The organism is Actinoallomurus bryophytorum, from assembly GCF_006716425.1.
Taxonomy (GTDB): Bacteria; Actinomycetota; Actinomycetes; order Streptosporangiales; family Streptosporangiaceae; genus Actinoallomurus; species Actinoallomurus bryophytorum.
Window position 1 is genome coordinate 4270825 of record NZ_VFOZ01000001.1, and the last position, 18923, is coordinate 4289747.

Annotated in this window: 17 protein-coding genes and 1 pseudogene; 10 read left to right on the forward strand and 8 right to left on the reverse strand. The window is 72.4% G+C overall.

Annotated elements, in window-relative coordinates; translation table 11 throughout:
* Positions 1-17: 17 nt before the first annotated feature.
* From FB559_RS20185 to FB559_RS20210, 6 genes are all read right to left on the reverse strand, one after another.
* Positions 18-263 carry a hypothetical protein gene (locus FB559_RS20185; RefSeq protein WP_141957071.1) on the reverse strand — a complete coding sequence of 82 codons (246 nt, stop codon included), beginning with the start codon at positions 261-263 and terminating at the stop codon, positions 18-20.
* Positions 264-596 carry a DUF6247 family protein gene (locus FB559_RS20190; RefSeq protein ID WP_141957072.1) on the reverse strand — a complete coding sequence of 111 codons (333 nt, stop codon included), beginning with the start codon at positions 594-596 and terminating at the stop codon, positions 264-266.
* A gap of 177 nt (positions 597-773) precedes the next feature.
* A complete protein-coding gene (locus tag FB559_RS20195; RefSeq protein ID WP_141957073.1) occupies positions 774-1577 on the reverse strand; it encodes a hypothetical protein in 804 nt (267 codons plus the stop codon).
* Entirely contained in the window at positions 1574-1888 is a 315-nt protein-coding gene (locus FB559_RS20200) for a PadR family transcriptional regulator (RefSeq protein ID WP_221640093.1), read from the reverse strand. The genes FB559_RS20195 and FB559_RS20200 overlap by 4 nt, the downstream gene beginning before the upstream one ends.
* A gap of 7 nt (positions 1889-1895) precedes the next feature.
* On the reverse strand, positions 1896-2801 hold the full coding sequence (locus tag FB559_RS20205; protein ID WP_185792310.1) for a DMT family transporter: 906 nt from the start codon (positions 2799-2801) through the stop codon (positions 1896-1898).
* Between the two features lie 40 nt (positions 2802-2841).
* Entirely contained in the window at positions 2842-3570 is a 729-nt protein-coding gene (locus FB559_RS20210) for a class I SAM-dependent methyltransferase (RefSeq protein WP_221640094.1), read from the reverse strand.
* Between the two features lie 213 nt (positions 3571-3783).
* Between FB559_RS20210 and FB559_RS20215 the strand changes: the two genes are divergently transcribed.
* Both FB559_RS20215 and FB559_RS20220 read left to right on the forward strand, forming a co-directional pair.
* Entirely contained in the window at positions 3784-4551 is a 768-nt protein-coding gene (locus FB559_RS20215) for a class I SAM-dependent methyltransferase (RefSeq protein WP_141957075.1), read from the forward strand.
* Entirely contained in the window at positions 4548-4859 is a 312-nt protein-coding gene (locus tag FB559_RS20220) for a Trm112 family protein (protein WP_221640095.1), read from the forward strand. The genes FB559_RS20215 and FB559_RS20220 overlap by 4 nt, the downstream gene beginning before the upstream one ends.
* On the opposite strand, the gene FB559_RS20225 is transcribed toward FB559_RS20220, so the two are convergent.
* Positions 4847-5698: a LysR family transcriptional regulator gene (locus tag FB559_RS20225; protein ID WP_141957076.1), complete on the reverse strand. Its 852-nt coding sequence runs from the start codon at positions 5696-5698 to the stop codon at positions 4847-4849. The two genes, FB559_RS20220 and FB559_RS20225, sit on opposite strands and share 13 nt — an antisense overlap.
* 103 nt (positions 5699-5801) lie before the next feature.
* Here FB559_RS20225 and FB559_RS20230 point away from each other — a divergent pair, with 103 nt between their 5' ends.
* The 8 genes and pseudogenes from FB559_RS20230 to FB559_RS45600 form a co-directional block, all read left to right on the forward strand.
* Positions 5802-6167 carry a DoxX family protein gene (locus tag FB559_RS20230; RefSeq protein WP_141957077.1) on the forward strand — a complete coding sequence of 122 codons (366 nt, stop codon included), beginning with the start codon at positions 5802-5804 and terminating at the stop codon, positions 6165-6167.
* Positions 6168-6214: 47 nt separating this feature from the next.
* A complete protein-coding gene (locus FB559_RS20235; RefSeq protein WP_141957078.1) occupies positions 6215-7396 on the forward strand; it encodes a glycoside hydrolase family 183 protein in 1182 nt (393 codons plus the stop codon).
* A 70-nt stretch (positions 7397-7466) separates the two neighbouring features.
* Positions 7467-9647 (forward strand): acyl-CoA dehydrogenase family protein, encoded by a 2181-nt coding sequence (locus FB559_RS20240; RefSeq protein ID WP_141957079.1) that lies wholly within the window; start codon positions 7467-7469, stop codon positions 9645-9647.
* Between the two features lie 33 nt (positions 9648-9680).
* Positions 9681-11306 (forward strand): MmpA family trehalose lipid delivery protein, encoded by a 1626-nt coding sequence (locus FB559_RS20245; RefSeq protein WP_141957080.1) that lies wholly within the window; start codon positions 9681-9683, stop codon positions 11304-11306.
* On the forward strand, positions 11303-11437 hold the full coding sequence (locus FB559_RS46255; RefSeq protein ID WP_281286272.1) for a hypothetical protein: 135 nt from the start codon (positions 11303-11305) through the stop codon (positions 11435-11437). Before FB559_RS20245 ends, FB559_RS46255 begins: the two co-directional genes overlap by 4 nt.
* Before the next feature lie 3 nt (positions 11438-11440).
* Positions 11441-12220: a glycosyltransferase gene (locus tag FB559_RS20250; RefSeq protein WP_141957081.1), complete on the forward strand. Its 780-nt coding sequence runs from the start codon at positions 11441-11443 to the stop codon at positions 12218-12220.
* Positions 12217-13518 (forward strand): glycosyltransferase family 4 protein, encoded by a 1302-nt coding sequence (locus FB559_RS20255; RefSeq protein ID WP_141957082.1) that lies wholly within the window; start codon positions 12217-12219, stop codon positions 13516-13518. Before FB559_RS20250 ends, FB559_RS20255 begins: the two co-directional genes overlap by 4 nt.
* Positions 13506-15539 (forward strand): annotated as a pseudogene (locus tag FB559_RS45600) (alpha-(1->3)-arabinofuranosyltransferase domain-containing protein); the annotation flags it as partial. The gene FB559_RS20255 and the pseudogene FB559_RS45600, both read left to right, overlap by 13 nt.
* Before the next feature lie 2010 nt (positions 15540-17549).
* Here FB559_RS45600 and FB559_RS45605 read toward each other — a convergent pair.
* Positions 17550-18872, reverse strand: coding sequence for an acyltransferase family protein (locus FB559_RS45605; protein WP_246121775.1), 1323 nt, complete (start codon positions 18870-18872; stop codon positions 17550-17552).
* Positions 18873-18923: the final 51 nt, after the last annotated feature.

Consider the following 18923-nt stretch of genomic DNA (forward strand, 5'->3'; position numbering starts at 1 on the left):
TGTCATGTTGTACGTGGTCAAGGCCACTCGATGCGGAGCAGGTACACCTCGTCCTGGTCCTCTAAGACCAGATAGGTGGCAAGGCCACGTTCGCCGAAGGCATGCGTGAGCATGTTGCCTCGGGGATTGGCCGGATTGAACGGGTGACCGCTCCACGGCGCGGTCTCCAAGAGGACGAACAGTTCTGCGAGCGGTCGCAGGGCATTTTCCGGGACCGCGCTGATCTGCTCCTCGGCGATCGGGTCCAGCGTCAGCCGGTACACCTACCGTCCGTTCTCGCGTTCGGAGAGAAGCTCGCGCCACGGCCTTCCCTGGGGGACCGTCTCACCGGCCGCGATGCGTCCAGCGCGGGCATGCATCTCTCGGCGTCCCTCGAGGTCGCGGGTGGAGTCGCAGGCCGAGATCCACCAGCGGTGCACGAAGTCATTCAGTGCACCGAGGTCGAGGCTCGTACGGACCTCATCGAGCACCGCCTTGAGGCCGGAATCGAAAGCTTCACGGTCCTGGGGCACGACCAGAGCGGCGCGGATGGCCCGTAGATTCTTGGCCGGTTCGGACGTGTCGCCAGAGACGAAATCATGCGGCTGTGCCGTCATCCCGGTTGCCTCCTTCCACCCATCCGAAGCTTACAGAAGCGGACCGACAGGCTCCGTGGAGCGGCGGAGATCGTCTACTCGGGCTGGTCCGCGGAGGACGATGTGGGGATCTCGTGCGCTCGAGCGACGTGGCGGCGCGGCCCTGGGGGACCGGCTTCATCGGCGAGCCGCAGCCCCTCAGACGCGGCGGTGTCCCTGCCGGGCGGCGGCCGCCGTGGCCAGGAGGAGGGCGAGCAGGATTCCGTAGTACGCGACGTTCATGGTGCTGTGCATCCGGGTGTGCGGGTCGTCGAAGTCACCGAACACGCCGGGGATGACGTAGACGGCGGCGCCGAGAGACCAGCGGAGGTCGCGTGCCGCCACGGTCGCGCACAGGCCCGCGAACAGCAGGCCGACCTCCGTGAACGCCTGGAGCTCGAGTGGCGAGACGAAAAGGAACAAGGCGTCGAGCAGCCCGGCGGCCGGGAGGGCGAGCCACCACCATGAACGCGGATGCGAGGGGCCGCGCGAGTCCCGTACGGCGAGGACGAGCAGGACGGCGGCCGTCAGCCAGAGCGACGCGCCGAACCGCCGGTCGGTGGCCTGGCTCATCCAGGCCAGACCCCCCAGGTCGTTCTGCAGGGCGAGGAGCACGGCGATCGGCAGCGCCGGACGGAACCGGCCACGCAGCACGGCCAACGCGAGCACCGCGTACACGATGGGCCGTACGGGAGCATCACGCAGCTCGGTGAGCACGCTGCCGAAGGCGGCGATGGTGAGACCCAAGGCCGCCAGATGCAGGCCGTCGACCCACCATCGGACCGGACGTGCGGACCTCTGACGCGCGTGGGCGCCGAACGCGCCGCGCACCAGGGCAAGACTCTCGCGTGCGGAGGCCGCCCGGCGTCCCTCGTGGGTCTCCATCAGCGTGCCGAGCAGCTCGTCACGGTGCCCTTCGGGGTGGGCGTGCAGCAGCCACCGGTACCAGTCTTCCGTGTTCACGCGCTCGCCGGCCTGAGCCGTACGATGCGGGCGGCGGCCGCCATTCGCTCGGCCTCCTTCGTGACGGCCGCGGTGCCGTCGTCGGTGATGCGGAAGTAGCGGCGGGGGCGCCCGTCGACGGTCTCCTCGCGGTCCACGGCGATCAGGCCGCTCGCGGTCATCCGGTCGAGGGCGCCGTACAGCGTGCCGACCGCCAGGCGCACCCGGCCGCCGGACTGTTCGCCCGCGCGCTTGATGATGCCGTAACCGTGCAGGGGACCCTCGATCAGCGCCGCCAGGATGAAGTACGTCGCCTCGCTCATCGCGCGCATGAGCGGACTATATATCGATTATCGAAGTATCGGCCAGGTCGGCACCGGCCGATGCGGCGCGGGCCCGGCGGGGGAGCCAGAACAGGGCGGCGGCGATCGCCGCGAGGCCGGTCAGGCGTAGTACCAGGTCGACGGCGTCCGCCGGCAGGCGTTCGCCGAACATCAGGGTGCCGGCCACGACCGTGTAGAGCGTGGAGACCACGGTGGAGACCGGCGCGACGATCGACGCGCGGCCGCGTTGCAACGCCGTCTGGAAGATCAGGAAGCCGGCGAGGGTGATCGGCGCGAGCAGGTAGAGGTACGGCGAGGCCAGGGCGGAAGCCGCGATCGTCTCCGGACCGTGGAAGTCGATCGACGCGGACAGGCCCTTGACGACCATGCCCGCGACGCCGTAGACGATGCCGGCCGCGAGCCCGTACGGCACGTCCCCGGCGGGCCGGCGGTGCCTCCCGCCGCGGCGGCCCGCCGCCACGAAGACGCCGATGCCCGCCAGCGTGGACGGCACCGCGATCAGCAGCACGCGGAGTACGTGGCCGCCCGTCCCCACGGTGTCCGTGCGCGAGTTCAGCGAGGCCACGACGCAGATCACCCCGGCCATGATCCCTGCCAGCCCGGTCCACTCGTGCGAGGTCAGGCGTTCGCCCAGGACCGTCATGGTGAGCAGCAGCAGGAACACGATCCCGGAGGAGAACAGCGGCTGGGCGACGGTCAGGGGGATGCGCGTGAGCACCACGAGCTGGCCGGCCAGCCCCACGGCGATCAGGCCGAACCCGGCCATCCAGCGAGGGTTGGTCACCAGCATCCGCATGAGGTTCAGCGGAAGCCGGATGTTCAGCGGGGGCAGCGAGGAGAGAGCGCCCTTCTCCAGGACGAACCCCGCGTTGTAGGCGAGCGTGGTCACGAGCGCTAACACCACGCCGAGGATCACGGCCGGTCCGTGGCCGTTCCGGTGTTCACGCGCGCCGGGCCTGGACGAGCAGGATGCTGGCGGCGGACGGCCACCGGCAGAGCAGCCGGTCCAGCGGCCTGAGCACGCCCGGCACGTCCTGGTACGGCGCGCCGTCCACGCGTTCGCAGACGAAGCCCCGCGCGGTCAGGAACTCCGTCAGCGCCCGCTTGGTGAACATGTGCAGGTGGCCGGCCACCTGACTGCCCGGACGCCCGTAGACGCCGCGCAGGCTCACCTCGGAGAAGATCGGCTGGATGCCGAGCGCGAGCAGGCCGCGGTTGTACCAGGCGGCGAGGTTCGGCGTGGAGACCAGGAGCCGGCCGCCGGGCCGCAGCACCCGGTGGAGCTCGTCGATGGCCGAGTCGGTGTCCACGAGGTGCTCGATCACCTCGCTGAGGATGACCAGGTCCACGGTGCCGTCCCCGAGCGGCAGGCCGGGCGCGTCCACCCCGCCGCGGATCAGCAGCAGGTCGTGGCGCCGGGCGTGCCGCAGCGCCATCATCGACCAGTCGACGCCCACCACGGTGTGCCCGAGGCGCCGCACCATACCGGTGGCGGCGCCGTCGCCGCAGCCGACGTCGACGATGACCTGTTGTCCGTCGGCCTCCGCGAGGACGGCCTTGAGCATCCGCAGCTGCCGGTGGGCACGGTCCGAGCCGGAGCTGACCGGGACGTGTGGATCCTCATAGAAGTGCCGGAGCCCGCCACGCCCGCCAGTAACGCCGGTCGTCACCCTGACCGCTCCCTTCCGCGACCCATCGTCGATCGCCGCGGCGAGACCGGCCGGACACCCGTCCGCGGCCGGTCGATCAGCATCTCGGACCGATTTGCGACATTCTGTGGGGGTTATTGATGGAATGTCAACGGCGCCTGAGCCCTGTTGTCGATCAGTCAAGAGTGCTCTAGCTTCGTCGGAACCACCCACGCTCCCGCACCAGGACACCGAATGGCCCTCCGTGCCTCGTCGACCCGGACACCCCCGCGCCGCCCCGCGGACCAGGGGCGCTTCCGCTCGTTGCGGCTGTTCCGCGGCTTTCTCAGCGAGCAGTCCGATCCCGAAGGCTTCTACACGATGCTGGCCGACGACGCCGTGAGCCAGGTCGAACGCCACGCCGACCTGGCCGGCCGTACGGTCGTGGACGTCGGCGGCGGCAGTGGGTACTTCACAGCCGCCTTCGGCGACCGCGGCGCGAACGGCCTCCTGGTGGAGCCGGACCCCGGCGAGCTGCGCAAGCGGGGCGAGCCCCGGCGCAACTCCGTGGTCGGCGACGGCTACCGGCTCCCCATCCAGGACGCGAGCGCGGACGTCAGCTTCTCCTCCAACGTCCTCGAACATGTCCCGGACCCGGGCGCGTTCATCGACGAGATGGTGAGGGTGACCCGGCCGGGCGGAATCGTCTACCTCTCGTACACGCTCTGGCTTTCGCCCTGGGGCGGCCACGAGACCTCTCCCTGGCACTTCCTCGGCGGCACGTTCGCGGCCCGCCGCTACGCCCGACGGCACGGGCGGCCGCCGAAGAACCGGTACGGCACGAGCCTGTTCGCCGTCGGCGCGGGCCGGGTCCTGCGGCTGGTCCGCTCCCGCGGCGACGTCACGGTCCTGGAGGCACGGCCGCGCTACTACCCGCGCTGGTGCGGCTTCGTCGTCCGGCTGCCGGTGCTGCGCGAACTGCTGACCTGGAACCTCCTGCTCATCCTCCGGCGCGAGTCATGAGCGCGGAGACGATCGCCGACCCGGCCGAGGAGCCGGCGCCGCTCGACGAGCGGCTTCTTCCGCTCCTGGCGTGCCCGGTCGACAAGGACGCGCTGCTGTACCTGCCCGGCGACGATCTGCTGTACAACCCGCGTCTGCGACGCGGATACCAGGTCGAGACGGGCATCCCGATCCTCCTCGCCGACGAGGCCGAGGAGATCTCCGACGAGCGGCACGTGGCACTGGTCGCCAGTGTCGAGCGGGGTGAGGCGACGGCCACGCTCGGGCGCGACCCCGTGGAGCTTCTCAAACGCGCTCAGTCGCGGTAGGCGGCCGTCGCGATCTGGACGACCGATTGGACCAGCGGGTTCGCGTCGCCCTCGTTCCACGCCACCACCACGCGGCTCGGCGCCATGTCGGCCAGCGGCACCACGGCCAGCTCCGCGGTCAGGTCGTGCCCGAGCGGGGCCATCCCGACCGTGCCGTTCCAGAGCACGGCCTGCAGGCACTCCTGGACGGCGCGCACCACCGGACCCTCGCGAGGCTCGCCGCCGTTCCAGTACGACTGCCAGATCGGATCGGTGCCGTACGGGAACTGGAACCAGCGCCGGTCGGCCAGGTCGGCCAGTTTCAGGCGGTCGCGGCGGCCCAGCGGATCGTCGGCGCGCAGCACCGCGCCCACCGGGTCGACGCGCAACTCGTGCACCCTCAGGCCGGTCTCGTCGAACGGCCCGCGGGTCAGAGCGACGTCGACCAGTCCGGCGCGCAGCCCGCAGGTCGGATCGGTCAGGTCGGTCTCACGGATGCGGACCTCGACGCCCGGGTGCCGCCGGCCGTACGCGGCGGCCAGCCGCGTCGCGCCCCGGTCGGTGCTGTCGCCCAGGATGCCGATGGTGATGGTCGCGGTGCCGGCCGCCGCGACCACGCGCACGCGTACCCGGTCGGCCTGGCCGAGCAGGGTGCGCGCCTCGTCCAGGAGCACCGCCCCAGCAGGGGTGAGCGTGACGCCTCTGGCGGAGCGATGCAACAGCGCGGCACCGAGGTCGGTCTCCAGCAGCTTGATCGCCCGGCTCAGCGGCGGCTGGCTCATGTGCAGCCGGGTGGCGGCCCGGCCGAAGTGGAGTTCCTCGGCGACGGCTACGAAATAGCGCAGTGTGCGTAGCTCCATGACCGGTGACGATATCCGTTCGGTATCGAGCCCATCTGATCGGTCTTGGACGGTCGTGGTGCCTGGGTGGTGGTATCGCCCGTAACCACCACGGGGGATCTCCATGCACGTCGCGTACTGGATCGTCGCCGCACTCCTCGCACTGTTCTACGTCTATGCGGGTGGCAAGAAACTCCTCCAGGACCGGGAGCGGCTGCGTCCCATGATGGGCTGGGTCGACAGCGTGCCCCTGCCACTCGTCAGGCTCATCGGGGCTTTGGAGGTCCTCGGCGCGCTCGGCCTCCTCCTGCCGCCGCTGACGGGGATCGCGGTCTGGCTCGCCGTCGCGGCCGCGGTCGGCCTGGCCCTCGTACAGGTCGGCGGCATGACGCTGCACTTGGCCCGGGGCGAAGTCCGGGAGATCGGGCTCAACATCGTTCTTCTGGTGCTCGCCGCGGTGGCCGTATGGCTGGGAACCGGCCGGCTCTGACCGAATAGCATCTAGGCACCAGCCCATGACGATGATGCCGGTTGCCGATGTTCCGAGCTCGTGACGCCGCGCGGGTCCTCGCGTGCGCGACGCTCGTCCTGGGCGCGTGTTCGCCCGCCAAGGACCCCGCCGCGGTCTCCGACGCGGCGATGAACTCCCGCTGGACCCGGGCCGGTGACGCCGCGGGCCCGGGGCAGTGGAGCGGTGCCGACGGCACCAGCTCGGTCCGCCTCCCTGACGGACGTGTCGCGTGGTTCTTCTCCGACACCTATCTCGGCCCGGTGAACCCGGACGGGTCGCGCAGCGGGGCCGGGTTCGTGCGCAACTCCCTGGTCGTGCAGGACGGGGACCGGCTGACCACGGTTCCCGCCGACACTCCCGTACGCCCGCCGCTCGGCACGCCGGGCTGGTACTGGGCCGGCGCCGGCCATGTCGAGGGCGGCAAGCTGGTGGAGTTCTACCACCGCCTCAACGGCTCGGGCGCGGACTTCGACTTCACCGAGCAGGGTGTGGCCCTGGCGACGTTCTCGCTGCCCGGCCTGCGGCTGGAGAGCGTGCGCGAGCTGCCGCAGGCCTGGCCCGCGCCGGCGCGCACTCCCGTCATGTGGGGCGCGGCGCTGTTCGACGAGGGATCGTGGACCTACGTCTACGGCTACCGGGGGCACCTGGACCGCCTGGACCGCCCCAAGTGGTTGTACGTCGCGCGCGCCCCGCGCGGCCACGTCACCGACGTTCCGTCCTGGCGGTACGACACGGGAACCGGCTGGTCGGCGGATCCGTCGCGCGCCGCGGAGCTGCCGACCCCCGTCGACAGCGGGTTCGGGATGGCGAGGGTCGGTGACGGCTACGCGCTGGTGACCCGGCGGCCGTCGGCGGACCTCGGGGACGGCGCCATGATCGCCTACCTGGCCGGATCCCCGGCCGGCCCGTTCCGCGAGGCGGACAGCGCCGTCATCTACCGGGCGCCGGAGGTCTCGTCGGGCTGGTTCGTCTACCAGGCGCGCGTCCACCCCGAGCTCGGCGGCCACGGCCGGATCGTGATGTCCTACAACGTCAACACGACGCTCGTGGACGGCCAGTGCGTGCCGCAGAACCTCCGCCAGGCCTCGGTCTACCGCCCGAGGTTCGTGTCGGTCCCGCTCGGCGTCTTCCGCCGCGGGTACGCGGCGCCGCCCGCACGCGGCGTGACCGTCGGCCCGGGCTGGTTCCGCACCTGCCCGAGGCTCTGATCGACGCGGCCTATACCGAATCCCGTTCGCTTTGATCTAAGGTGGCGGCGCGGACGAGCGAGAGGACCCTATGGGAATCGGGCTGACCGGGGAGCACCAGGCACTCGCCGCCTCGGTGCGCGCCTTCACGACGCGCCACGTCACGCGCGAGGTCGTACGCGCGGCGGTCGAGCGGGAACCCGAGGCTCGGCCCGCCTACTGGCAGGCGCTCGCCGGCCAGGGTCTGCTCGGCCCGCACATTCCGGAACGCAACGGCGGCCAGGGCTTCTCCCTGGTCGAGCTGGCCGTCGTCGTCGAGGAGATGGGACGCGCCGCGGCGCCGGGACCCTACGTCGCGAGCGTCCTGGCGAGCGCGGTCCTGGTCACGGCGGGCGCCGGTGAGGCGTTGCTGCCCGCCCTCGCCGACGGCGGCGCGATCGGCGCGGTGGCGCTGGCGGGCGGTCTGACCGGAAGGCGCGACGGCGGGTCACTCGTCGTGAGCGGTACCACCGAGCCGGTGCTGGGCGGACGGCACGCCGACATCTTCGTCGCCCCGGTCGCGACCGGGGCCGACGAGACGTGGGTGGCGCTGCGCCGGGACGAGCTGGACGCCGTCGCACCACTGGAGAGCCTGGATCTCCTGCGCGGCGTGGCGGCGGTCGCGCTGACGGACGTGGAGATCCCCGTGGACCGGATCTTGACCGGGCTCACGCGAGAACACGTGCTGGGCGTCGCGGCGGTGGTCCTCGGGGCCGAGGCGTGCGGCGTGGCCGGCTGGGCGGTCGACACGGCGGCGGCGTACGCGAGGACGCGTGAGCAGTTCGGCCGGCCGATCGGGCAGTTCCAGGGGATCAAGCACAAGTGCGCCCGCATGCTGATCGAGCTCGAACGCGCCCACGCCGCCGTCTGGGACGCGGCCCACGCGGTGGGCCAGGGCGGGAGCCAGGCCGCGTACGCGACCGGGGTGGCGGGTGCGCTGGTCCCTGACGTCGCGGTCGCCGTCACCCAGGACTGCATCCAGGTGCACGGCGGCATCGGATACACGTTCGAGCACGACGCCCACCTGTACTACCGCCGTGCGCTCACCCTCCGCGCGCTCCTCGGCCGGGGCGGGCACGCGCGGGTGGCCGGGCTCGCGCTGGCCGGGGTGGCCCGGAGCCACGAGCTCGACCTGCCCGGCGAGGCCGAGCCCCTCCGGCAGGAGATCCACGAACAGGTCACCGCCCTGGCCGCGCTGAACGACAAGGACCGGGTCGCCGCACTCGCCGACGGCGGCTGGGTCCAGCCGCACCTGCCCAGGCCCTGGGGCCGCGCCGCGTCGCCACTGGAACAGGTCGTCATCCACCAGGAGCTGCGCGCCGCGGGCGTACGGCCGCCCGCCCTCCTGATCGGTGCCTGGGTGGTTCCGTCACTGGCGGCGTACGGCACGCCGGAACAGCAGGAACGCTTCCTGCCCGCGACGCTGCGCGGGGAGATCGTGTGGTGCCAGCTGTTCAGCGAGCCGGGGGCGGGCTCGGACCTGGCGGGGCTGCGCACCAGGGCGGAACGCGTCGAAGGCGGCTGGAGGATCTCCGGGCAGAAGATCTGGACCTCGCTCGCCCAGCACGCCCAGTGGGGCATCTGCGTCGCGCGCACGGACCCGGCCGCGCCCAAGCACAAGGGCATCACCTACTTCCTGGTCGACATGACCACGCCCGGCATCGAGGTGCGCCCGCTCAAGGAGCTCACCGGGGACGAGATCTTCAACGAGGTCTTCCTCGACGAGGTGTTCGTGCCGGACGCGATGGTCGTCGGCGAGGTGAACGCCGGCTGGCAGGTGGCGCGCCGCACGCTCACCGCCGAACGCGTGAACCTGTCGACGGGCTGGCAGCTCGGCGCCGAGCTGCCCGGCCTCGTGAACCTGGTCCGCGACCTCGGCCTGGACGACGACCCGGTCGTGCGGGACGGTCTCGGCCGGCTCGCCGCCGGCGCGCACGTGTTCGCGCTGCTCGGCGTGCGGGCCACGCTGAAGCAACTGTCCGGCGTGGACGCCGGCGCGACCGCGAACGTCGGCAAGCTCGTCGGCATGGAGCACGGCCAGCGGGTGACCGAGTACGGCTTCGGGCTGCTCGGCGCCGAGGGCGCCCTGACCGGAGGCCACGCGGACGGGCCGCGACGGCACTGGACCCGCCTGCTGCTGGCCTCCCGCGCGATGACCATCGGCGGTGGCACCACCGAGGTCAACCTCAATGTGATCGCGGAGCGCCTGCTCGGCCTGCCGCGCGATCCGTGAGGTAGCGTTCCTGCTCCTATGCGAGGACGGCCCATGCGAGGACGGCACACGGCTGCCGCGGCCGGCACCGGGCTCGTGCTCGGCGCGCTGGCGGTCGGGCCCGGACTGGCCCCGGGGTTCGTGCTGTCCTACGACATGGTGTTCGTGCCGCACCCGGTCTTCTCCAGGGCGACGTTCGGGCTGACCGGGATGCTGCCACGGCACGTGCCCAGCGACGCCGTCGTGACCGCGCTGTCCCACCTCGCACCGGCCGACCTCGTGCAGAAGGCGATCCTGCTCGCGATCTTCGTGCTGGCCTGTGCCTCGGCGTCCACGCTCGTGCCCTCGGAGCGGCTGCTGCCCCGGCTCGCGGCCGGCGTCGTGTACGCCTGGAACCCCTTCGTGGCCGAACGCCTGCTGCTCGGCCAGTGGGCCCTGCTCCTCGGGTACGCCGGGCTTCCCCTCGTGGTCACCGCGGCGGCGCGGGGCGACCACCGGCGCCTGGCGCTCGCGCTCCTGCCGGCAGCGGTCGGCGGCTTCGCGGCGCTGGCCGTCTCCGGTCTCGTCGCGTTGACCGTCGGCTGGAGGGGCGCGCGGTCGCTGCTCGCCACGGCGGCGGTGCTGCTCCTGGTGGCGTTGCCGTGGCTGGTCCCGAGCCTGCTGCGCGTGTCGAGCGCACCGGCGGACGCGGCGGGCGTCGCGGCCTTCGCGGCCCGCGCGGACACACCCTTCGGCGCGCTGGGGAGCCTGCTGCTGCTCGGCGGCGCCTGGAACGCCGAGACGGTGCCGGGCGGTTACGGTGGTCTGCTCACCGCGCTGATCTGGCTGCTCGTGGTGGCCGTCGCCGTGGTCGCGTACGCCCGCGGCGACCGGATACGCGGACTCGTGGTCGCCGCGGCGGCGGGTCTCGTCCTGGCCTCGCTCGGCGTCGTCGCACCCGGCGTGCTGCGCGGCGCGATCGGGCTGTGGTCCGGCTTCGCGCTGCTGCGCGACGGCCAGCAGTTCGTCGCGCCGCTGGCCGTCCTGGTCGCGGCGGGAGCGGGCATGGCCGTCGGCCGTCTTCCCGGCTGGGTGGCTCCCGCCCTGCTGCTTCCGCTGCTCCTTCTCCCCGGCCTGGCCTGGGGAGCGGGCGGGCGGCTGCGTGCGGTCCACTACCCGGCGGACTGGGCGCGGGCACGTACGGTCGTGGCCGCCGACCCCGGTGACGTGCTCGTGCTGCCCTGGGAGGCCTACCGCGGCTACCCCTGGAACGGCGAACGACGGGTGCTGGACCCGCTGCCGCGCTTCCTGCCCGGCCGGGTCATCGTCAACGACGGAGTACGCGTCGCCGTGCCCGGCGGGCGCGCCATCGACCTGGCCGCGGAGGATCCGCGCGCACGCGAGCTGGACGCTCTCGTACGGTCCGGCGCCCCGCTGACCGCCGCGCTGGCCGCCCACGGCGTAAGGTACGTCGCCATCGACGCCGGGGCACCGGACAGTCGGCTCGCCGGCGCGGAGCGCGTGGTCTCCGGGCCGGACCTGGCGCTCTACCGCCTTCCAGGTGCCGTCCAGGCGCACGAGGCACACCCAGCGCAGTTGCCTGTCTACATTGCGTGGTTTATTACATTTGTGACATTTATCTGGTCTGTGAGAGTACCGACTAGTAACCTCGTTGAAACATCACCGCCCGAGGAGTCATGATGCGGATCGCCGCCGCGGTACTCGCTGGAGCCGTACTGGCCATGTTGACCTCGTTCGGCGTGGTTCGCGTCGTGACGACCTCTGAGAAAGACCCGGTCGCCAAGCCGCTGTACAACTACGGCACCCGGTGACCGGTGGGCCCGCGGGGCTCGCCCACTGAGGCGTTTCTGGACGTCGTCGTCCCAGCGAGGAACGAGGCCGGAAGGCTCGAACACGGCCTCGCCACCTTGTCCGGGAAGCTGGCACGCCTCCAGGTGGGCAGCAGGATCATCGTCGTCGACAACGCGAGTACGGACACGACCGCCGACATCGTCCGGCAGTGGTCCGGCCCAGTGCCCGTAGACCTCCTCCAGTGCGCCCGGCCCGGCAAGGGCGCGGCGGTACGGTTCGGGCTGCTCGCCACGACCGCGCCGTACGTCGGCTTCTGCGACGCGGACATGGCCACCGACGTGGAGATCCTGGACGACGTCCTCGCGATGCTCGGCTCCGGGACGCAGGTGATCGTCGGGTCCCGGCGTCACCCCGAGTCGGACGTGGAGATCTACAGCCGGCCCTTCCGCCGTCTCGGCGCACTCGCCTTCAACCGGCTGTGCCGCGAGATGACCGGCGGCATCATCGACACCCAGTGCGGCTTCAAGTTCTTCGCCGGCCCGCTGGCACGGGCCGCGGCGGCCAACCTGCGTACGGCCGGTTTCGCGTTCGACGTCGAGCTCCTGCTGAACTGCCGCCGGCTCGGCGCCACCGTCGTCGAGATCCCGGTGACCTGGCGCGACATGCCGGGGTCGACCTTCTCGATCAGCCGTCACGCGGGCGGCTGCCTGCGCGACCTCCTGTGGATACGGGCGACGGCGACGCGGCGGGCGGTGACCGCGGCGCCGATGGTCCCGGTCGCGGACGAGCTGCACGCCGGATGACATTGGCGAAGAACGAACGCGAGCGTGAGCACCGCAGGGCCGACAGGATCGCGGTCGTGAACTGGCGCGACCCCTGGCACCCGGCGGCGGGCGGCGCCGAGCGCTACGCGTGGGAGCTGGCCCGGCGGTTCGCCGCCGAAGGCCGGCGGGTCCACTACGTGACGAGCCGTGCGCCCGGCCAGGCGCGGCGCGAGACCGTCGAGGGCGTCATCGTCGTGCGGCTCGGCGGCCGGTTCACCGTGTACCCGCTGGTGCTCGCCTGGATGCTCACGCGCCGCCGCTCGTTCGACGCCGTGCTCGACTGCCAGAACGGCATTCCCTTCTTCACCCCCTGGGTGCTGCCGCGCGGCGTGCCCGTGCTCTGCGTCGTCCATCACGTGCACGACGAGCAGTTCGGGGTGCACTTCTCCTCCTGGCTCGCCCGCGTGGGCCGGCTCCTGGAGGGCCCGGTGGCCCGCCGCGCGTACCGGCGCCACGCCTGTGTCGCCGTATCCCCGTCGACGGTCACGGCCATGCGCGAGCGGCTGAGCTGGACCGGCCCGGTGTACGTCGTCCCGAACGGTGTGACCCCGCCGCCGGCGGTCCCCGCGGGGGAGGGCACCGGCCTCGTGTGCGTCAGCAGGCTCGTCCCGCACAAGCGGATCGGGAAGCTGTTCGACCTCGCCGAACGCCTGCGGGTGCCCCTGCGCATCGTGGGCCGGGGCCCGGAGGAGGACGCGCTGCGGGCCGAGGTGGCCACCCGGAATCTCGGCGATCTCGTCCTGCTCGCCGGATACCTGCCCGAGGACGACAAGACCGCCTTGGTCGCCCGCGCCCGCCTGCACCTGAGCACGTCGCGGGGCGAGGGCTGGGGGCTGAGCGTGACCGAGGCCGCGGCGCTCGGCGTGCCGACGGTCGCCTTCGACGTCGACGGGCTGCGCGACGCCGTACGCGACGGGGTGACCGGCTGGCTCGTCCCCACCTGGGAGTCCTTCGAGGACACCGTCGAGCTGGCGCTGAAGGAGCTTTCGGACCCGCACCGGCGCGAGGAGATGGCGGACGCCTGCCGTGACTGGGCGGCACAGTTCGACTGGGCGCGCAGCGCGGACCGGATGGCGGCCCTGGTCGACGCCGCCGTGCGGCGCGGCACGGCGTACTGCACCCGGCCCGAGGCGGTCGTGATCGGCGGGAAAGGCCCGGAGCGGGTCGTGGAGGGCCCGGTACGCGACGAGCTCCTCGAGACGCGCGGAATCGACTCGGTCCGGCCGGCCACGGACGTCGAGCGACTGCTCGGGTGGGCAGGTGGATGGCCGCGGTGACGCGAACGGCGGTCGCCGCGCGGCCGTCCGGTGGTGAGGCGGCGGCCGACGAGCTGGACCCCCGTCTCCGCGAACGCCTGCGCGTACTGCTCTGCTGCCTCTGCCTGAGCCTGCTCGCCTCGGCCACCCGGCCCGGCAAGATCGTCCCCGATACCAAGATCGACCTGCCGATCGACCCGGTCCGTTTCCTCGGCCGGGCGCTGCACCTGTGGGACATCGAGCAGTTCGGCCAGCTGCAGAACCAGGCGGCCGGCTACCTGTTCCCGATGGGGCCGTTCTACGTGGCCGGGCACCTCGCGGGCATCCCGGCCTGGATCATCCAGCGGTTCTGGTTCGCCCTGCTGCTGTGCGTGGCGTTCCTCGGCGTGCGGCGGCTCGCCGAGCGCCTCGACCTCGGCTCGCCCGGCGCCCGCCTGGTCGGGGCGATGGCGTACGCGCTGAGCCCGCACGCCCTTGCCTCCATGGGCATCAACTCCTCGGAGTACCTGCCCCTCGCGATGCTCCCGTGGATCGTGCTGCCGCTCGCGACGGTGACCCGCCGCGGCGAGAGCGAGGGCCGCGGCAGCGGGCGGATCAAGGCGGCGGCGCGGTCGGGGCTGGCGGTCGCGTGCTGTGGCGGCATCAACGCCACGGCGGTGCTCGCGGTACTGGTCGTGCCCGCCCTGTTCGTGCTCACCCGGCCGCGCGGCACCGCGCGGGTCCGGTTGCTCGCCTGGTGGGGCGTTGCCGTGGCGTTCGCCACCGCGTGGTGGTCCGTGCCGCTGCTCCTGCTCGGCAAGTACGCCTTCTCCTGGCTGACCTACACCGAGAAGGCCTCCACGACGACCTCGACCACCAGCCTGGTCAACGTCTTCCGTGGCACCGAACGCTGGGTGAACGTGCTCACGGTCGACGGGAGCCCGTGGCTGCCGCTCGGTCACGTGTTCCTGACCGAGACGCTGCCCATCCTGGCCACCGCCGCGGTGGCCGCGCTCGGCGTCGCGGGCCTGGCGCGGCGCGGGCTGCCGCAGCGGACGTTCCTCCTCGTCACGCTGGTCCTGGGCGTCACGATCATCGTCGCCGGGCACACCGGGCCGTTCGCCACCGAGTTCCGGCACCTCATCGACGGGCCGCTCTCACCGTTCCGCAACCTGTACAAGTTCGACGGCGTGGTCCGGCTGCCGCTCGCCCTGGGCCTCATCCATCTGCTGACGCCTCTGGGCGCCCGGCGGCGGCGGCGTACCTGGTCCGTGGCGGCCGCGCTCGTCGCGCTCGCCGGAGTGGCCGCGGCCACGCTCGGCACCGGCCTGTCCGTCACCGGCGACTTCTCGTCCGTGCCGCCGTACTGGCGCCAGGCCACCGCCTGGCTCAACGGCCACGCCGGCGACCAGGGCGTCATCACGGTCCCCGGCTCCCGCTTCGCCGAGTACCTGTGGGGACGGCCGCTGGACGAGATCACCGAGCCGCTGATGACGACCCGGTGGGCCGAGCGGCAGATCGTGCCGGCGGGTTCGGCCGGGCTCACCCGGCTGATGGACGCGGTCGACCAGCGCCTCACCAGCGGCCAGGGATCCAGCGGGCTCACCCAGGTGCTCGGCCGGATGGGCGTGCGGTACATCCTCGTGCGCAACGACCTGAAGCGCGACGACCTGCGCGGCGCGTGGCCCGCCCGTATCCACGAGGCGCTCTACTCCTCACCCGGCATCACCCGCGCCGCGGCGTTCGGCAACGTCGCGGTCGGCACGACCCTGCCCGACGACGCCGTGGGCACGATCGACCAGCCCTATCCGCCCGTGGAGGTCTTCGAGGTCGCGGGCGCCGACAGCGTCGTCAGCATGACCGGCGTCGACCAGGCCCTGCGGGTGTACGGCTCGCCGGAGGCCATGCTGACCATGGCCGACAACGGGCTGCTGGACGGGCGGCCCGTGCTTCTCGACGACGACGATCCCCAGGCGCCCGGACGTGCCGCGGTGAGCGACTCGCTGCGCCGCGTCCAGCGCAACTTCGGAGAGCTGCGCGGGCAGACCTCGCCCACGATGACCGCGGACCAGAGACCCGGCAGACCCGGCGACGAGCGCGACTTCATGGAGAACGCCTGGGACCGCTACTCGACGGTCGCCACCTACACCGGCATCAAGGACGTCACCGCGTCCTCGTCCGCCTCCGACATCGACTCGATCGCCCAGCTCGACGACCCGGGCACCCTCCCGTACGCCGCGATCGACGGCAACCAGTGGACCCAGTGGAAGACCGGCGGCTGGAACGGCCCCGTCGGCCAGTGGCTCAAGGTCGACTTCGGTCGGCCGGTGACGCCGCGGAACGTCACGGCGACGTTCACCCAGGACCCCTTGCTGGGGCCGCCGCCGAGCCGGATCGAGATCTCGACGCAGAACGGCAAGGTCGAGCAGAACCTGGCGCCGACGTCCACCGCCCAGCCGCTCGCCGTGGCGCCCGGGAAGACGACGTGGCTGCGCGTCCGCATCCTCGCGATCGCCGGCCGGCCCCTCGTCCCGGCCGGGGCGCGTGTCGGCCTGTCCGAGCTGCACATCGACGGCGTCCAGGCGCTCCGGCACTACCGGCTGCCCACGACGCCCGGCGGCGGCACGGCCGTCATGACCCGGGCCCCGGGCCGGCTGTCCGCCTGCATGCAGGGCTCCGTACGGTGGGTGTGCTCGCCTGAGCTGGCGCGTCAGGACGAGGAGGGGTTCGCCTTCGACCGGGTGTTCAACGCCGCGGTGGCGTCGAAGGCCAAGCTGACCGGCACCGCGGCGCTCATCGACACCAAGCTGATCCAGCGGTACATGAGCACCGACCCCCGCATCGACGTGACGGCCAGCTCGGTCGCGACGAACGAGCCCGCCGGCATGGCACGCTCGGCCTACGACGACGACCCCGCCACGACCTGGGTCCCGGCCGCCGCCGACACCGACCCGTCGCTGGCGCTGAAGTGGGGGCGCGCGGCCGTGGTGCGCCAGGTGACGGTCAAGCGTCCACCGGGTGCGAGCGGCCTGCTGAAGGTGCGCGTCGAGGGCGACCGTGGCCAGTGGCGCGAGGGCGTGATCGGCCCCGACGGCCTGCTGAAGATCGCGCCGATGCGGACGACCCGGCTGACGCTGCGGTTCCCCTTCGAGACTCCGCAGGTCACCGACGTCAAGATCCCGCACATCCCGACGCTGCGCCCCCTCCCCGGCCCGCGCCTGTCGCTGCCGTGCGGCCTGGGGCCGAAGGTCCAGATCGACGGGGTGACGGTTCAGACTCGTGCGAGCGGCACCTTCGCGGACGTGCTCGCCGGCCGCCCGATACGTTTCGCCGCCTGCCGTACGGTCGCCCTGCGGGCCGGCGCGAACGAGCTGGACCCGGTGGCCTTCGACTCCTATCGCATCGACTCGGCCGTGGTGGACCCGGCCGGCGGGCTCTACGCCGCACCGCACGTGCAGTCGTCGTACGTGCAGGTCACGCGCTGGACCTCGCAGGACCGGAGCGTCGACGTCGACACAGGCCAGGACTCGTACCTGTCCGTGAACGAGAACTTCAACGCGGGCTGGCGGGCGACGATCGGCGGCCGCACGTTGCACCCGGTGCGGCTCGACGGCTGGCGGCAGGCGTGGGTCGTCCCCGCGGGCACGATCGGGACCGTGCACCTGACCTACGGGCCCGACCGGGTCTACCGCGCGGCCCTGTTCTCCGGGCTCGGGCTGTTGCCGCTGCTGCTCGTCGCGGGGCTGTGGCCGGTCCGGTTGACGCCGCTGCGGTCCCGCGTACGTGCCGGGCCGGTCGCGGCACGGGCCCATGGCCGGGTGATCGCGGTCGTGGGCGAGGTCGCGGCGACCCTGGTCTCGGCCGGAGTGGGCTACTGGGCCGGCGGAGTCGCGGGCGCGAGTGTCGCGGCGGTCGCGGCGGTGGCGTTCGCGTGGGCGCCGCGGCGGGAGCGTGCCTGGCTGCTGTCTCCCTGGACGGCCGCCGGGGTGTTGTTCGCGGCGGCCGCCGTCACGGTGGCGGGCGACCACGTGCACGGCCCGCATGCCGCGCTGGTCACCGAGACCCTGCCCGACCTAGGGTGCCTGGTCGTCCTCGCCCGCCTGGTCGTGGCGCTCAGCGGGTCGCCCGACCGGCGCGGCCGGGCCGGATGCGGGCCGGGCGGCACGTCGTCGCCGCGAGGCGAGCCGGAGGAACGGCTGCTCGATGTAGTAGTACGAGATCGTCGCGACGCCGACGGACAGCAGGGCGATCACCGGGAACTCCGTGAGGAAGTGCCCGCTGAAGGGCGTGTGGCCGACGAGGTCGCTCCAGCCGAGCAGGACCGGCACCTGCCAGAGGAAGACGCCGTAGGAGATGCGGCCCAGGAACCGCATGACCCGGTTGCCGAGAACGGCGCGCATGACCGGATCGCCGGCGGGGGCCAGAGCCACCGGGGCGATGACGAAGAAGGCGACCACGCCGTAGGTGACGATCCGGAACTCCGAGGTCCAGATGGTGTCGATCGTGGTGAGGTCGGTCGGTCCCGAGAGGGGTGAGGCGGCGATGCAGTACGCCACCGCCGCGATCAGCCAGCACGTGCCCCACGACCGCGCCACGGTGCGGCCGAACCGCGCCGCGCGCGCCGACCCCGTACGTGCCCGTACCGACACGACCGCCAGCGCCATGCCGATCGCGAACCACGCGAAGTAGCGCGGCAGCCACTCGCCGAGCAGCGGCGCGTACGCCGGTTGGAAAAGGAAGATCGTGTAGACGAAGGACAGCGCGGCGTACCCGGCGATGCCCCGCAGCAGGCGCCGGGCCCGCCGGGCGGCGTCGGGTGTGCCCCGCTCGCCGAGCCGTGCGTACCGGCCGAGGAGGACGGCGGTCACCGGCAGGAGGACGTACCAGGCGACCTCGACGGTGAGGCTCCAGATCTGCCAGAGGCCCTCGGGTCCGAGGCCGTTGCCCCACCACGGATGGGGGTCGTAGGTGTAGCTGAACGTCAGCAGCCTCAGCCAGGTCCAGACGTCGCCGAGGTGGGAGCTCAGGATGACGATCATCACGTACGCGACGAGCACCCAGTACGCGGGCAGGATGCGGAACGCACGGCGCCAGAAGTACGTGCGGACGCGTACGGTGCGGTCGCCGGCGACGTCGAGCAGCTGCGCGACCCACGGACGGTAGAGCAGGAGCCCGGACAGCGTGAAGAAGACCGTCACCGCGATCGCGCCGCCGGAGAACAGCCACGCCACGGCGTTCTGCTTCAGGGTGGCGCCGGTGTCGGCCGACACGTGCAACACCAGGACCCCGAACGCGGCGATCGCGCGCACGCCGTCCAGCGCGTCGTAGTGCTCGTCCGATCTGGGCCGGACGGTCTCCGGGCGCGCGTTCGTCGCACTGGGTGTCTGGGCTGTCACGGGCAACCTCCGGGGCCGGGATCAGAAGCCTACGCGTAGGTAACATGATCG

What these genes read in the sequence shown, in the direction of transcription:
- FB559_RS20230 (WP_141957077.1), top strand. Translation starts at nt 5,802, where the DNA reads ATGCACGTCGCGTACTGGATCGTCGCCGCACTCCTCGCACTGTTCTAC.
- FB559_RS20235 (WP_141957078.1), top strand. Translation starts at nt 6,215, where the DNA reads ATGTTCCGAGCTCGTGACGCCGCGCGGGTCCTCGCGTGCGCGACGCTC.
- FB559_RS20215 (WP_141957075.1), top strand. Translation starts at nt 3,784, where the DNA reads ATGGCCCTCCGTGCCTCGTCGACCCGGACACCCCCGCGCCGCCCCGCG.
- FB559_RS20220 (WP_221640095.1), top strand. Translation starts at nt 4,548, where the DNA reads ATGAGCGCGGAGACGATCGCCGACCCGGCCGAGGAGCCGGCGCCGCTC.
- FB559_RS46255 (WP_281286272.1), top strand. Translation starts at nt 11,303, where the DNA reads ATGATGCGGATCGCCGCCGCGGTACTCGCTGGAGCCGTACTGGCCATG.
- FB559_RS20200 (WP_221640093.1), bottom strand. Translation starts at nt 1,888, where the DNA reads ATGCGCGCGATGAGCGAGGCGACGTACTTCATCCTGGCGGCGCTGATC.
- FB559_RS20225 (WP_141957076.1), bottom strand. Translation starts at nt 5,698, where the DNA reads ATGGAGCTACGCACACTGCGCTATTTCGTAGCCGTCGCCGAGGAACTC.
- FB559_RS20245 (WP_141957080.1), top strand. Translation starts at nt 9,681, where the DNA reads ATGCGAGGACGGCACACGGCTGCCGCGGCCGGCACCGGGCTCGTGCTC.
- FB559_RS20240 (WP_141957079.1), top strand. Translation starts at nt 7,467, where the DNA reads ATGGGAATCGGGCTGACCGGGGAGCACCAGGCACTCGCCGCCTCGGTG.
- FB559_RS20190 (WP_141957072.1), bottom strand. Translation starts at nt 596, where the DNA reads ATGACGGCACAGCCGCATGATTTCGTCTCTGGCGACACGTCCGAACCG.
- FB559_RS20255 (WP_141957082.1), top strand. Translation starts at nt 12,217, where the DNA reads ATGACATTGGCGAAGAACGAACGCGAGCGTGAGCACCGCAGGGCCGAC.